The 14,473-nt window shown below is 63.8% G+C and carries 11 protein-coding genes; all 11 read right to left on the bottom strand.

The features are described from left to right. Positions 1 to 11: 11 nt before the first annotated feature. On the bottom strand, positions 12 to 1,067 hold the full coding sequence (locus AAG813_RS14330; RefSeq protein ID WP_341916248.1) for a 2-oxoacid:ferredoxin oxidoreductase subunit beta: 1,056 nt from the start codon (positions 1,065 to 1,067) through the stop codon (positions 12 to 14). Then, positions 1,064 to 2,923 (bottom strand): 2-oxoacid:acceptor oxidoreductase subunit alpha, encoded by a 1,860-nt coding sequence (locus AAG813_RS14335; protein ID WP_341916250.1) that lies wholly within the window; start codon positions 2,921 to 2,923, stop codon positions 1,064 to 1,066. Before AAG813_RS14335 ends, AAG813_RS14330 begins: the two co-directional genes overlap by 4 nt. Next, complete coding sequence (locus tag AAG813_RS14340) at positions 2,920 to 4,758, bottom strand: FAD-dependent oxidoreductase (RefSeq protein ID WP_341916252.1); 1,839 nt, start codon at positions 4,756 to 4,758, stop codon at positions 2,920 to 2,922. The genes AAG813_RS14335 and AAG813_RS14340 overlap by 4 nt, the downstream gene beginning before the upstream one ends. Before the next feature lie 127 nt (positions 4,759 to 4,885). Continuing rightward, positions 4,886 to 6,409, bottom strand: a complete 1,524-nt coding sequence (locus AAG813_RS14345) for a methyl-accepting chemotaxis protein (protein ID WP_341916254.1) — start codon at positions 6,407 to 6,409, stop codon at positions 4,886 to 4,888. A gap of 254 nt (positions 6,410 to 6,663) precedes the next feature. Then, complete coding sequence (locus tag AAG813_RS14350; RefSeq protein ID WP_341916256.1) at positions 6,664 to 7,137, bottom strand: VOC family protein; 474 nt, start codon at positions 7,135 to 7,137, stop codon at positions 6,664 to 6,666. Further along, a complete protein-coding gene (locus AAG813_RS14355) occupies positions 7,134 to 7,415 on the bottom strand; it encodes a cupin domain-containing protein (protein ID WP_341916258.1) in 282 nt (93 codons plus the stop codon). Before AAG813_RS14355 ends, AAG813_RS14350 begins: the two co-directional genes overlap by 4 nt. 18 nt (positions 7,416 to 7,433) lie before the next feature. Further along, a complete protein-coding gene (locus AAG813_RS14360) occupies positions 7,434 to 9,482 on the bottom strand; it encodes an acetyl/propionyl/methylcrotonyl-CoA carboxylase subunit alpha (protein ID WP_341916260.1) in 2,049 nt (682 codons plus the stop codon). Then, positions 9,475 to 9,603 (bottom strand): hypothetical protein, encoded by a 129-nt coding sequence (locus tag AAG813_RS14365; protein WP_341916262.1) that lies wholly within the window; start codon positions 9,601 to 9,603, stop codon positions 9,475 to 9,477. The genes AAG813_RS14360 and AAG813_RS14365 overlap by 8 nt, the downstream gene beginning before the upstream one ends. 21 nt (positions 9,604 to 9,624) lie before the next feature. After that, positions 9,625 to 11,157: an acyl-CoA carboxylase subunit beta gene (locus AAG813_RS14370; protein WP_341916263.1), complete on the bottom strand. Its 1,533-nt coding sequence runs from the start codon at positions 11,155 to 11,157 to the stop codon at positions 9,625 to 9,627. A gap of 21 nt (positions 11,158 to 11,178) precedes the next feature. Next, positions 11,179 to 12,216 carry a methylmalonyl Co-A mutase-associated GTPase MeaB gene (gene meaB / locus AAG813_RS14375; RefSeq protein ID WP_341916264.1) on the bottom strand — a complete coding sequence of 346 codons (1,038 nt, stop codon included), beginning with the start codon at positions 12,214 to 12,216 and terminating at the stop codon, positions 11,179 to 11,181. Next, the gene (scpA, locus tag AAG813_RS14380; protein WP_341916266.1) at positions 12,213 to 14,381 is read right to left on the bottom strand and encodes a methylmalonyl-CoA mutase; all 2,169 of its coding nucleotides are present in this window, start codon (positions 14,379 to 14,381) and stop codon (positions 12,213 to 12,215) included. Before scpA ends, meaB begins: the two co-directional genes overlap by 4 nt. Positions 14,382 to 14,473: the final 92 nt, after the last annotated feature.

Genomic DNA, 14,473 nt, shown 5'->3' on the forward strand with positions numbered 1-14,473 from the left:
CAGGAATCGGGTTAACGCAGGGATGAGTTGACCTTGTCAAGCGCACGCGAGCCCGGGCACAGGGCCGCGGCGTCCAGCTTGTTCAGCGGCGTCGCGCTGGTGTTCAGCGCCACATGCAGGTCGGTCGCCAGCGGATCTACGTAGAGCAGCCCGGTGACCACTTCGCCACGCGCCTGGTGCGCATTCATGTAACTCAGGGCGGCGTACCGGTCGGTGGGATCGTAGTCGGCGTGCAGCTTGCGAAAACGCAGGCTGGAGCCATCGTGCTGCACCACGTCGATCACCTCGCCGGGAGCATAACTGGTGGTGATTTCCTCGCGCGCGCTGATGAAGTCGATGCGGCTGACGGCTTCGTTGTGTTCACGCACGTAGTCGTAACTCTTGGTGCTGCCGGCATGGTTGTTGAAAGCCACGCAGGGGCTGATGATGTCGATGAAGGCGGCACCGCCGTGACCGATGGCGCCCTTGATCAACGGCACCAGCTGCGCCTTGTCGCCCGAAAAACCGCGTGCCACGTAGGTGGCGCCCAGTTGCAGCGCGAGAGCCACCAGGTCCACCGGGCTGTCGCTGTTGACCACGCCCTTCTTGCTTTTGGAGCCCTGGTCCGCCGTCGCCGAAAATTGCCCCTTGGTCAGGCCATACACGCCGTTGTTCTCCACCAGGTAGACCATGTTGACGCCGCGTCGCATCGCATGGGCGAACTGGCCCAGGCCAATCGACGCCGAATCGCCGTCGCCCGAGACACCCAGGTACAGCAGCTCGCGGTTGGCCAGGTTGGCACCGGTCAGCACCGAGGGCATGCGGCCATGCACGGTGTTGAAGCCATGGGAGGCGCCGAGGAAATAGTCGGGCGTCTTGGAGCTGCAGCCTATGCCCGAAAGTTTGGCGACGCGATGCGGCTCGATGTCGAGTTCCCAGCAGGCCTGGATGATGGACGCCGAGATCGAATCGTGACCGCAGCCGGCACACAGCGTGGAAATCTTGCCTTCGTAGTCACGCCGGGTGTAGCCGACCTTGTTGACGGTCAGCGAAGGATGGTGCAACCGCGGTTTGGCCAGATAAGTCATGACACACGCTCCTTGCCCTGCGGCTGTGAGGTCCCTGCTCCGGCCTGTACCTGCTGCACCTGCTGGGTGATGTCCCCGGTGATGAAACGCGCAGTGATCGGCGTGCCGTCGTAATGCAGCACACGCACCAGGCGCGCCGGATCGACATCGAGCTCGTTGACCAGCAGGCAATGCATCTGTGCATCGCGGTTCTGCTCGACCACAAACACCTTGTCATGCCCGGCGATGAACTGCGCGACAGACGCTGGAAACGGAAAGGCGCGCAGACGCAGCGCATCGATGTGGATGCCGGCCTCGGTCAGCACATCGAGCGCCTCGTTCATGGCCGGGCTGGTGGATCCGAAATAGATGACACCCAGCCGGGTTGGGCGCGCCGCGGGCCGCAGCACCGGCTGCGGCACCAGTGTGGCCGCGGTCTCGAACTTTTTCAGCAGCCGCTGCACGTTGTAGATGTAGTCCGGGCCGCGCTCGGAATACTGGGCGTAGGCATTGCGCGTGGTGCCGCGCGTGAAATAACTGCCCTTGCTGGGGTGCGTGCCCGGCAAGGTGCGCCAGGGGATGCCGTCGCCATCAACGTCCTTGTAGCGGCCGAAATCCTTGCCAGCCTCCAGTTCCTCGGCCGTCATCACCTTGCCGCGGTCATAGCTGCGGCTGTCGTCCCAGGCAAAGGGTTCGCACAGGCGCTGGTTCATGCCGATGTCCAGGTCGGTCATCACAAACACCGGCGTCTGCAGCCGGTCGGCCAGGTCCAGCGCCGCGGCTGCATGCTCGAAACACTCGTGCGGGTCTTCCGGCAGCAGCAACACGTGTTTGGTGTCGCCATGCGAGGCGTAGGCGCAGGAGATCAGGTCGGCCTGCTGGGTGCGTGTCGGCATGCCGGTGGACGGCCCGCCGCGCTGCACATTGATGATGGTGACCGGGATCTCGGCAAAGTAGGCCAGGCCAAGGAACTCGGTCATCAGCGACACGCCCGGCCCCGAGGTGGCGGTGAAGGCGCGCGCCCCGTTCCAGCCCGCGCCGACCACCATGCCGATGGAAGCGATTTCGTCTTCGGCTTGCACCACCGCGTAGTTGTGCCGGCCGGTCGCGGGGTCCACCCGGTATTTGGCGCAATAGGACTGGAAGGCCTCGGCCACCGAGGACGAGGGTGTGATCGGGTACCAGGCGGCCACGGTGGCGCCACCATAGACGCAGCCCAGCGCCGCGGCACTGTTGCCGTCGACGAAAATCCTGCTGCCGACCCTGTCGCGGCGCTGCACGCGTATGCCCAGCGGCGCCTGCAGGTGCTCGCTGGCGAAGTCCCGGCCCAGGTGCAGGGCCTGCACGTTGGACGCGAGCAGTTTCTCCTTGCCCTTGTACTGCTCGCCGAACAGTTTTTCGAGCACCTCGGGTTCGATCTCCAGCAGCACCGACAGCGCGCCTACGTACACGATGTTCTTGAACAGCTGGCGCTGGCGCGGGTCGCTGTAGACCGCATTGCAAATTTCGGTCAGCGGCATGCCGATGACGTGGATGTCGTCGCGGAAGCTGGACGCCGGCAGGGGTCGCGTGCTGTCGTAAAACAGGTAGCCGCCCGGCTCCAGCTCGGCCACATCGGCTTCCCAGGTCTGCGGATTCATGGCCACCATCATGTCGACGCCGCCGCGCCGGCCCTGGTAACCCTTGTCACTCACACGCGCCTCGTACCAGGTCGGCAGGCCCTGGATGTTGCTGGGAAAGATATTGCGCGGGCTCACCGGCACCCCCATGCGCAAAATGGCCTTGGCAAACAGCTCGTTGGCGGAGGCCGAACCCGAACCGTTGACATTGGCGAACTTGATCACGAAGTCGTTGACGGCTTCAATCCTTTTTTTCATGCGGACACTCCTGCTGCGCGGCTGGCAGCCCTGTTGGTATCGCGGCAGGACGGCCCGGCCTGTGTCGTTGTCAGCAAAAACTTCTGCATGTCCCAGGCGCCGGTCGGGCAGCGCTCGGCACACAGGCCGCAGTGCAGGCAGACATCCTCGTCCTTGACCATCACGCGGCCGGTCTTGAGTTCGCCGGACACATAGAGGTCCTGCGCCAGGTTCAGCGCCGGTGCCTTCAGCCGCGTGCGCAAGTCGGCCTCGTCGCCATTGGCCGTGAAGCTGATGCAGTCCATCGGGCAGATATCGACACAAGCGTCGCATTCGATGCAGGCCGGCGCAGTGAACACCGTCTGCACATCGCAATTGAGGCAGCGCCCCGCTTCCTTGAAGGCCGTTGCGGCGTCGAAGCCGAGCTCCACCTCGACGCGTATGCTCGCCAGCGCAATTTCCGCCTTGGCCCAGGGCACCTTGAAACGGGCATCGTTGGAGGTGTCGTTGTCGTAACTCCACTCATGGATGCCCATCTTGGTGGACATCAGGTTGGTCATCGGGTCGGGCCGGCGGCGGATGTCCTCGCCGTGCAGAAGGCGGTCGATCGACACCGCCGCCTCATGCCCGTGCGCCACCGCCGTGATGATGTTTTTCGGACCGAAGGCCGAATCGCCGCCGAAAAAAACATGGGGCACGGTGGACTGGAAAGTCTCCTTGTCCAGCACCGGCAGACCCCACTTGTCGAAGGTGATGCCGCAGTCGCTCTCTATCCAGGGAAAGGCGTTTTCCTGGCCCACGGCAATCAGCACGGCGTCGCATTCGACCCGCACGTCCGGTGCGCCGGTCGGCACCAGGCTGCGCTTGCCGTTGCCGTCGTACACCGCCTGGACCACTTCAAAAGTCATGCCGGTGAGCTTGCCCTGGTGGTGTTCAAAGGACTTGGGCACGTGGAAGTTGATGATGGGAATGCCTTCATGCTGGGCGTCCTCCTTCTCCCAGGGCGACGCCTTCATTTCGTCGAAGCCGCTGCGCACGATCACTTTCACGTCGGTGCCACCCAAGCGCCTTGCCGACCGGCAGCAGTCCATGGCCGTGTTGCCGCCGCCGAGCACAATCACGCGCTGTCCAATCGTGGTGATATGTCCGAAGGAGACCGAGGCCAACCAGTCGATGCCGATGTGGATGTTCTCCGTGATCTCGCTGCGGCCCGGCAGGTCCAGGTCGCGCCCGCGCGGCGCGCCGCAACCGACAAACACCGCGTCGTAGTCCTGCACCAGCAAATCTTTCATGGAGGTGATGCGCTGGCCGCTGTTGAAGTTCACACCCAGATCCAGGATGTAGCCGGTTTCCTCGTCGATCACCGACTCGGGCAGGCGAAAGCGCGGGATCTGGGTGCGGATGAATCCACCGGCCTTCGCTTCGCCGTCAAACACCGTGACTTCATAACCGAGCGGCGCCAGGTCACGCGCCACCGTCAGCGAAGCCGGCCCGGCACCGATGCAGGCGATACGTTTGCCGTTTTTGGGCGCCAGTTGGGGCATGCGCTGTCGGACATCGTTTTTCATGTCGGCGGCCACGCGCTTGAGCCGACAGATGGCCACTGGCTCGGGGTGTTCGCCGTTGTTTTCCTCGACGCGGCTGCGGCGGCAAGCCGGCTCGCAAGGCCGGTCGCAGGTGCGGCCCAGAATGCCGGGGAAGACGTTGGACACCCAGTTGACCATGTAGGCGTCGGTGTAACGCCCCTGACCAATCAGGCGTATGTATTCAGGAACGGGGGTGTGGGCGGGACAGGCCCATTGGCAATCGACGACCTTGTGGAAGTAGGACGGACTGGCTACGTTGGTTGGCTGCAAAACGCTGTCTCCTTCGCCCCGCTGCAACACCACCGGGTCAGGAGGCCGGACCAGTTTACGCCCGGCCCGGCGCACAGCGCTCTCGGGTGAATCCCTCAGTCCCTCACTCAGTTCCGTTTTGTCGTTATCAGCCCGCCACCAGGTTTTTATAGACGCCGCAGCCCACGAACACATCGTCCACCTGCTGGACAAAGGACATCTTGGCCTGGACCTTGCCCGTGGTCGGGTTGGTGATGCCGTACTCCACCCAGCCCGGCTCGTGGCTGGCCTGGTCGATGATGGACTGGAGCAATTGCCCGCCATCGATGCCGGGGATGTCCTGCACCCGGGTGCCAATCTTGGACGGGTTGCCGCCGAAGGCCAGGTAGGTGCCCTGGCTGTCGAGCGCAAAAACATACATGTCGCGGTCGTGAAACCCCCTGGCGGGCAGGGTCAGGTCGCGCAGGAAGGCGTCTCGCGAGGTGCGCTGGCGGTGCGCCACGGCAAGCGCCACCAGCGCCACCGCCTCTTCGGCCGACCCCTGCTGCAGCTTGAATGACGCCACCGACTGCACCAGCGTGCCGGCCCGCGCCTCCAGGTTGCCCGCCTGCGTGACCGCTCGCCCCACCATCCGGGCGTTGCTCTGGGTGATTTCGTCGAGCTGGTGCACGGCCGAGGTGATTTCGGTCAGCCCGGTACTCTGCTCGGCACTGGAGGCCGAGATCTGGGCCATGTTGGCCGCCACGTCGCGGATGCCCGAAACGATCTGGTTCATGTTCGAACCCGCGGCACGGATTTTCTCCGCACTCGCTGCCACCTGGCCCGACGACACCCCGATCAGCTGGCGGATTTCCCGTGCAGAGTCGGCCGAACGCTGCGCCAGTGAGCGCACCTCGCTGGCCACCACCGCAAAGCCGCGGCCCGACTCGCCGGCACGCGCCGCCTCCACGGCCGCATTGAGGGCCAGGATATTGGTCTGGAACGCCAGCCCGTCGATCACCCCCACGATGTCGCCCATGCGTTTGGCGCTGCCCTGCACCGCCTCGACCGACTCGATGGCCTGGGCCATGGCCGTCGCGCCCTGGTCGGCCACATCCCGCACCTGGGCCGCCCGGTCACTGGCCTGGCCAGCCATGCCGGCATTGGCCTGAACCGTGGACGACAACTGCTCCACGCTGGCCGCCGTTTCTTCCAGGCTGGCCGCCTGCTGCTCGGTACGGTCCGAGAGGTCCCGGTTGCCCATGGCCATGCTCTGGCCGAAATGGGCGACAAAAGCGGCGTTGCTGCGTACATTGGCCACCATGCCGGACAGCGTGCGGCCCAACTCGCCCATGGCCTGGGCCAGCTGGCCGGCCTCGTCGGGGCCACGGCGCGTCAGGTCCAGACGCAAATCGCCGGCCACCAGTTGCCGGGTCGCCAGGATCACCTGCTGCAGATCCTGCGCAAGGCTGCGGTGAAAGGCCATCAGAAAATACAGCAGCACCAGCAGCCCCATGCCGCCGGTGGCAAGCATGCTGAGCGGACTGCTGAAGCTGCGGCTGCCCAGCAGGAACTGCAGCGCCAGCACCAGCAGCGGCAGCGCCGCGACAAAGCCAAGCAAGGCCAGCTTGCCGGACAGACGCAGCCGGCGCAGCAAGCAGGTGGCGGGATGAAGCAGCTTGCCAAATATCATGAGGATTCTCCGGAGTCGCGGCTTGAAACCCGGCGTGGGGTGCCGCTGCGCCGGCCCGGTGACTGTTGTCAGGGACCCGCGTGACACACACCCGCACGGCCGTGCGTACACAGAGAACCAGTGGGAAGTATTGCCCGGCAGCCAGCCAGCTCCAGCCGGGTACAGTGCTGCACCAACGGTTCAGGGTGCTCTCACTTAACGGCTGCAGAAGCGGGAACCTGAAGCAGGGTTTTCCCGAAAGGTGCGTTTTTTTTTCAGCCAGCCAGCCTGGCGAAGGCCTGGACCACCTCGGGCGGTGCCTGCACCAGCTCGATCAGCACGCCCTCCCCGGCCACCGGAAACTCCTCACTGGCCTTGGGGTGCAGGAAGCAGATGTCAAAACCGGCCGCACCCTGGCGGATGCCGCCCGGAGCGAAACGCACGCCTTGCGCTGTCAACCAGGCCACGGCTGTGGGCAGGTCGTCGATCCACAGTCCGACGTGGTTCAGCGGTGTGGTGTGTACCGCGGGCTTTTTGTCCGGATCCAGCGGCTGCATCAGGTCCACCTCGACCTTGAACGGCCCGCTGCCGATGGCGCAAATGTCTTCATCGACGTTTTCGCGCTCGCTGACAAAGTTGCCGGTGACCTCCAGCCCCAGCATGTCCACCCACAGGGTGCGAAGGCGGTCCTTGCTGGTGCCGCCAATCGCGATCTGCTGGATGCCCAGCACCTTGAAGGGCCGGTTCATGAGGCAGCGACCGCGCGGCGGCCGACCCGGTAGGTCACTCCATGGGGGCCGGCGCATTCCAGGTGCGGCGTCCCCGCTGCCAGACGGAAGACATCGCCCGCGGCGTAGGTGGTGGACACACCCGCCACCACCAGGGTGATCTGTCCGCCGGTCACCAGGGCACAGGCATCAAACGGGTGCTGGTGTTCACCGAGCTGGTAACCCGCCGGCCGGTCGATGGTGGTGATCTCGTTGAAATGCTCGCTGTTCAGCAAGGCTTCAAAGGCTTGAGGGTTCATGGCGTCTCCCGCTCCGGTTCAGGCAAATTCCACGATCGGCTGGTCCACGCTCAGTGACTCGCCCTTGGCGGCCAGCACCTTGCCCACCACGCCGTCGGCGGTGGCAAACAGCACGTTTTCCATCTTCATGGCCTCGATCACCGCCACGCGTTCGCCGGCCTGCACCCTCTGGCCGGGCTGCACCGCCACCTCGACCAGCAGGCCGGGCATGGGCGAAAGCACAAAGCGGCTCATGTCCGGGGGCGCCTTGTAAGGCATCAGCGCGTGCAACTGGGCGGCGCGCGGCGACAGCACCAGCGTGTCCAGCCGCGTGCCGTTGTGGGCGATGCGAATGGCCAGGGGATTGCGGCCGACACCGCGTTCGACCTGGGCGGCAAAGGGCTGGCCATTGACCGTGCCGCGGATGCGGGCACCGCCCAGATGCCATCTGCTACATATTTCATAGCGCTTCCCGCCCGCTTCTATGGCGCTGGAGCCCGATTCGGCTTGAAAATCCCGCACGGTCACGGCTTCGTGGACGTTTTTTCCAGCTTCCCCCAGGCCGATGACCACGAACTCTTCAGCGACCGTCACCCCGTGACCCGGCAACTGGCCGCTGATGCCCGCGGCGCGGCCGAGCAGGCGGCGGTTCACGTAGGCGGCCAGCGCCACCAGAAAACCGGCGTCGTCATGCGGCACATCTTCGGCGCGGAAACCCTGGGCGTAGTTTTCGGCGATGAAGCCGGTGTTGAAGTCGCCGGCGACAAACTTCGGGTGCGCCAGCAGCGCCGCCTGGAAAGGGATGTTGCTGGACACGCCGCGAATCACAAAGCTGTTCAGGGCCTCGCGCATCTTGGCAATCGCGTCAAGGCGGTCGGTGCCGTGAACAATGAGCTTGGCAATCATCGAGTCGTAAAACATCGGGATCTCGCCGCCGTCCTGCACGCCGGTATCGACCCGCACGCCGAACAGCTGCGCGGTCTCCGCCGCAAACATGTCCTGCCGGGGCGGCTGGAAACGCACCAACCGGCCGGTGGACGGCAGAAAGTTGCGAAACGGATCTTCGGCATTGATCCGACACTCGATGGCCCAGCCCTTGCGCTGAACGTCCTTCTGCGCCAGCGGCAGCTTTTCACCGGCCGCCACACGAATCATGAGTTCGACCAGGTCCAGGCCGGTGATGCATTCCGTCACCGGATGCTCCACCTGCAGGCGGGTGTTCATCTCGAGGAAGTAAAAACTCTGGTCCTTGCCAACGACAAACTCGACTGTGCCGGCCGACTCGTACTTGACGGCCTTGGCCAGCGCCACGGCCTGTTCACCCATGGCTTTTCGCGTCGCTTCGCTGATGAAGGGCGACGGCGCCTCCTCGATCACCTTCTGGTGGCGGCGCTGGATCGAGCATTCGCGCTCATTGAGGTAAATCACATTGCCATGGCTGTCGCCGATCAGCTGGATCTCGATGTGGCGCGGCTCCTCGACAAACTTCTCGATGAAAACGCGGTCGTCGCCAAAGCTGTTGCGCGCCTCGTTGCGGCAGGAGGTGAAGCCTTCGAAGGCTTCCTTGTCGTTGAAGGCCACACGCAGGCCCTTGCCGCCACCGCCGGCACTGGCCTTGATCATCACCGGGTAACCGATGCCCTTGGCGATCTCGACGGCCTTCTCGGCCGTCTCAATCGCGTCATTGACGCCGGGAATGCAGTTGACACCGGCCGCACCGGCCAGCTTCTTGGACTCGATCTTGTCGCCCATAGCGGCAATCGAATAATGCTTGGGGCCGATGAACACCAGGCCCTCTTCTTCCACCCGTTTGGCAAAACCAGCGTTTTCGCTGAGGAAGCCATAGCCCGGGTGAATCGCCTGCGCGCCCGTCTGTTTGGCCGCCGCAATGATCTTGTCGGCCTGCAGATAACTGTCCCGGCTGGGCGCCGGCCCGATGTGGACGGCCTCGTCGGCCAGCTCGACATGGCGCGCGTCCTTGTCGGCGTCGGAATAAACCGCCACGGTCTTGATGCCCATCTTGCGGGCGGTCTGGATGACGCGGCAGGCGATTTCACCCCGATTCGCGACCAGTATTTTTTTAAACATAAGCCTTCTCCATCGGGGCGAAATCCCCTGCGCGCACTGCGTGCGCCATGCAATTTAGCTTCGCTGCTGCGCCGCTTTGCGGCTGGCCGCCCCGATTGGCAATGAGAATTTTGATAAACATGGTGTCTCTTTCCTCAGTCACTTAGAGCGGAATGTTGCCGTGCTTGCGCCACGGGTTCTCAATCTTCTTGTCCTTGAGCATCACCAGTGAACGGCAGATGCGCTTGCGGGTTTCGTGCGGCAGGATCACGTCGTCGATGAAACCGCGTGCGCCGGCCACAAAGGGGTTGGCAAAACGCGCCTTGTATTCGGCTTCTTTCGCTGCCAGCTTGGACGGGTCCTTGCGGTCTTCGCGGAAGATGATTTCCACCGCGCCCTTGGCGCCCATGACGGCGATCTCGGCGTTGGGCCACGCGAAATTGACGTCGCCGCGCAAATGTTTGGAGCTCATCACGTCATACGCACCGCCGTAGGCCTTGCGCGTGATGACCGTGATCTTGGGCACCGTGCATTCGGCGTAGGCATACAGCAGCTTGGCGCCGTGTTTGATGATGCCGCCGTACTCCTGGCTGGTGCCGGGCATGAAGCCGGGCACGTCGACAAAGGTGATCACCGGGATGTTGAAGGCATCGCAAAAGCGCACAAAACGCGCCGCCTTGATGCTGCTCTTGATGTCCAGGCAACCGGCCAGCACCAGCGGCTGGTTCGCGACGATGCCAACCGCCTGGCCTTCCATGCGCGCAAAGCCGATGATGATGTTCTTGGCGTACTCGGGCTGGATCTCGAAAAAGTCGCCGTCGTCCACCGTCTTGGTGATCAGCTCCTTCATGTCATAGGGCTTGTTCGGGTTCTCGGGCACCAGCGTGTCCAGGCTCAGGTCCATGCGGCCCGCCGGGTCGGCGCTGGGGCGCACCGGCGCTTTTTCGCGGTTGTTCAGCGGCAGGTAGTTGTAGAGCCGGCGCAGCATCAGGAGCGCTTCCACATCGTTTTCAAACGCCAGGTCGGCCACGCCGCTGCGTGTCGTGTGGGTCGTGGCGCCGCCGAGCTCCTCCGCGGTCACTTCCTCGTGTGTCACGGTTTTCACGACCTCGGGGCCGGTGACAAACATGTAGCTGCTGTCTTTCACCATGAAGATGAAGTCGGTCATGGCGGGCGAATACACCGCGCCGCCGGCGCAGGGGCCCATGACCATACTGATCTGCGGCACCACGCCCGAAGCCATCACATTGCGCTGGAACACGTCGGCATAACCACCCAGTGAGGCCACGCCCTCCTGGATGCGCGCACCGCCAGAGTCGTTGAGGCCGATCACCGGCGCGCCGACCTTCATGGCCTGGTCCATCACCTTGCAGATTTTCTCCGCATGCGCTTCGCTGAGCGCGCCGCCGAACACGGTGAAATCCTGGCTGAAGACAAACACCAGGCGGCCATTGATCATGCCGTAGCCGGTCACCACACCGTCGCCCGGGATTTTGTTGTCCGCCATGCCGAAGTCGGCACAGCGGTGCTCGACAAACATGTCCCATTCCTCGAACGTGCCTTCGTCGAGCAGCAGTTCCAGCCGCTCGCGCGCCGTGAGTTTGCCCTTGCCGTGTTGGGCGTCTATGCGTTTCTGCCCTCCGCCCAGGCGGGCGGCGGCGCGTTTTGTTTCGAGTTGTTCAAGAATGTCTTGCATGGTTCGCTTTCTGTATGCTCTTTATTTGATAGCTGCTAGCGCCCGTCCCGATTGGGCTACAAGCAGATTTCGTGCTGCGGTGGAGGCCGGGATGCGGCCGCTTTCGACATCGGCCACCAGGGTCGGCAGCAAGGCGCTGACCGCCGGGTCCTGCCGGAAAGCCTGCTTGAGCCCGGCGTCGATGCGCTCCCACATCCACGCGAGCGACTGGTGCCGGCGGCGCTCGGCCAGCCGGCCGTTGGCAGTCTGGATGTTCCTGAACTGCGTCACCGCTGCCCAGAAGGCATCGACCCCCTGGTTGTGCAGCGCGCTGAGCTGGATCACCTGCGGGTGCCAGAAGGTGTCATAGGCCGCTGCCTGCGCCTGGCCCATCGCGTTGTTGACCAGCCCGAACAGGCGCATGGCGGAGGCGATCTGCGCCTGCGCGCGCATCGCGGCATCGGCGTCGATGTCGGCCTTGTTGATGACCACCAGGTCGGCGAGCTCCATCACGCCTTTCTTGATTGCCTGCAGGTCGTCGCCGGCATTGGGCAGCTGCATCAGCACAAACATGTCGGTCATGTTGGCGACCGCGGTTTCACTCTGGCCCACACCCACGGTTTCCACAATCACCACGTCGTAGCCGGCCGCTTCGCAGACCAGCATGGCCTCGCGGGTTTTTTCAGCGACACCGCCCAGCGTGCCGCTGGACGGGCTGGGCCGGATGTAGGCGCGTTCATGCACCGACAGTTTTTCCATGCGTGTCTTGTCACCAAGGATGGAGCCGCCCGAGACGCTCGATGACGGGTCGATGGTCAGCACGGCCACGCGGTGACCCTGCTTGATCAGATAAAGGCCCAGCACCTCGATGAAGGTCGATTTACCGACACCGGGCACACCGCTGATACCGAGGCGAAACGCCTTGCCGGTGTGCGGCAGCAGGGCCGTCAGCAACTCGTCACCCAGCGCACGGTGATCGGCGCGGGTGGATTCCAGCAAAGTGATGGCTTTGGCGATGGCACGGCGCTGCGCGGCGGCGTCGCCATGCAGCACTGCATCCACCAGTTCGCCGGAAGTCACTTCAGCGCAGCCTTGATCTGCTCGAGCACATCCTTCGCGCTGGCCGGGATCGGTGTGCCGGGGCCGTAAATGCCTTTCACGCCGGCTTCATAAAGCATGTCGTAATCCTGCCGCGGAATCACACCACCAACAAACACAATGATGTCGTCGGCGCCCTGCTTCTTCAGTTCGGCGATGATGGCCGGCACCAGCGTCTTGTGGCCGGCGGCCAGCGTCGAGACGCCGACAGCGTGCACATCGTTCTCGATCGCCTGGCGCGCGCATTCTTCGGGTGTCTGGAACAGCGGCCCCATGTCCACGTCGAAACCGAGATCGGCAAAGGCCGTGGCCACCACCTTGGCGCCGCGATCGTGGCCGTCCTGGCCCAGCTTGGAAATCATCACGCGCGGGCGGCGGCCCTGGGCTTCGGCAAAGGCGTTGATTTCAGACTTGAGGTTTTCCCAGCCTTCGGCCGAGTCATAAGCTGCTGCGTACACACCGGTCACCTTTTGTGTATCGGCGCGATGGCGCCCGTAAACTTTTTCCAGCGCATCGCTGACCTCGCCCACCGTGGCACGCAGGCGCATGGCCTTGATGCATAAATCGAGCAGGTTGCCATCGCCCTGCTCCGCGGCAGCGGTCAGCGCGTCAAGCGCGGCCTGCACCGCCGAGCCGTCGCGGCTGGCGCGGATCGCCTTGAGACGCGTGATCTGCCCGTCACGCACGGCGACATTGTCGATGTCGCGGGTTTCAATTGCATCCTCGGTCTTGAGCTTGTACTTGTTGACGCCGACGATGACGTCCTTGCCGCTGTCGATGCGCGCCTGCTTTTCAGCGGCCGCGGCCTCGATCTTGAGCTTGGCCCAGCCGCTGTCCACCGCCTTGGTCATGCCGCCCATGGCATCGACTTCCTCGATGATGGCCCAGGCGGCATCAGCCATGTCCTGCGTCAGCTTTTCCATCATGTAGCTGCCGGCCCAGGGGTCGATCACGTTGGGGATGTGGGTTTCTTCCTGGATGATGAGCTGGGTGTTGCGCGCAATGCGCGAGGAGAACTCGGTCGGCAGGGCAATCGCCTCGTCAAAGCTGTTGGTGTGCAGGCTCTGGGTGCCGCCGAAGACCGCCGCCATGGCCTCGATGGTGGTGCGCACCACGTTGTTGTAGGGGTCCTGCTCGGTCAGACTCCAGCCGCTGGTCTGGCAATGGGTGCGCAGCATCAGGCTCTTCGGGCTTTTGGCGTTGAACTCTTTCATGATGCGGCACCAGAGCAGGCGCGCCGCGCGCATCTTGGCGACTTCGAGGTAGAAGTTCATGCCGATCGCCCAGAAGAAACTCAGGCGTCCGGCAAAACCGTCGACGTCCAGGCCCTTGGCAATCGCCGTTTTCACGTATTCCTTGCCGTCGGCCAGCGTGAAGGCCAGTTCCAGCGCCTGGTTCGCGCCGGCTTCCTGCATGTGGTAACCGCTGATGGAGATCGAGTTGAACTTCGGCATGTGTTTGGCCGTGTACTCGATGATGTCGCCGATGATGCGTATGCTGGGCGCCGGCGGGTAGATGTAGGTGTTGCGCACCATGAACTCTTTCAGGATGTCGTTCTGGATGGTGCCGCTGAGCTGGTCCTGCGCCACGCCCTGCTCTTCGGCCGCAACCACATAACCGGCCAGCACCGGCAACACCGCGCCGTTCATGGTCATGGACACCGACACCTTGTCCAGCGGGATCTGGTCGAACAGGATTTTCATGTCCTCGACGCTGTCAATCGCCACGCCCGCCTTGCCGACGTCACCGGTCACGCGCGGATGGTCGCTGTCGTAGCCGCGGTGCGTGGCCAGGTCGAACGCGACCGACACACCCTGCCCGCCGGCGGCCAGCGCCTTGCGGTAGAAAGCGTTGGATTCTTCCGCCGTGGAAAAGCCTGCGTATTGGCGGATGGTCCAGGGGCGCACCGCATACATGGTGGCCTGCGGGCCGCGGATGAAGGGCTCAAAACCCGGCAGGGTGTTGGTGTAAGGCAAGTCCTTGATGTCTTCGGCGGTGTACAGCGGCTTCACGCTGATGCCGTCGGGGGTCTGCCAGTTCAGCGCGCTGACGTCGCCGCCGGGCGCCGATTTGGCGGCCGCCTTGGCCCAAGCCTCCAGGCTGGCAGGGGCAAATTCAGGGCTGGCTGGGGATTTGGGGGTGCTCATGGCGCGTGTTTCGATAGGGTTGGGCAGGCAACCTGCCGATTGGGCGAGTTTACATTATTTATAATTATTGATGCAAAATTTAGTTTCAGATA

This window comes from Polaromonas sp. YR568 (genome assembly GCF_943371715.1).
GTDB lineage: Bacteria > Pseudomonadota > Gammaproteobacteria > Burkholderiales > Burkholderiaceae_C > Polaromonas.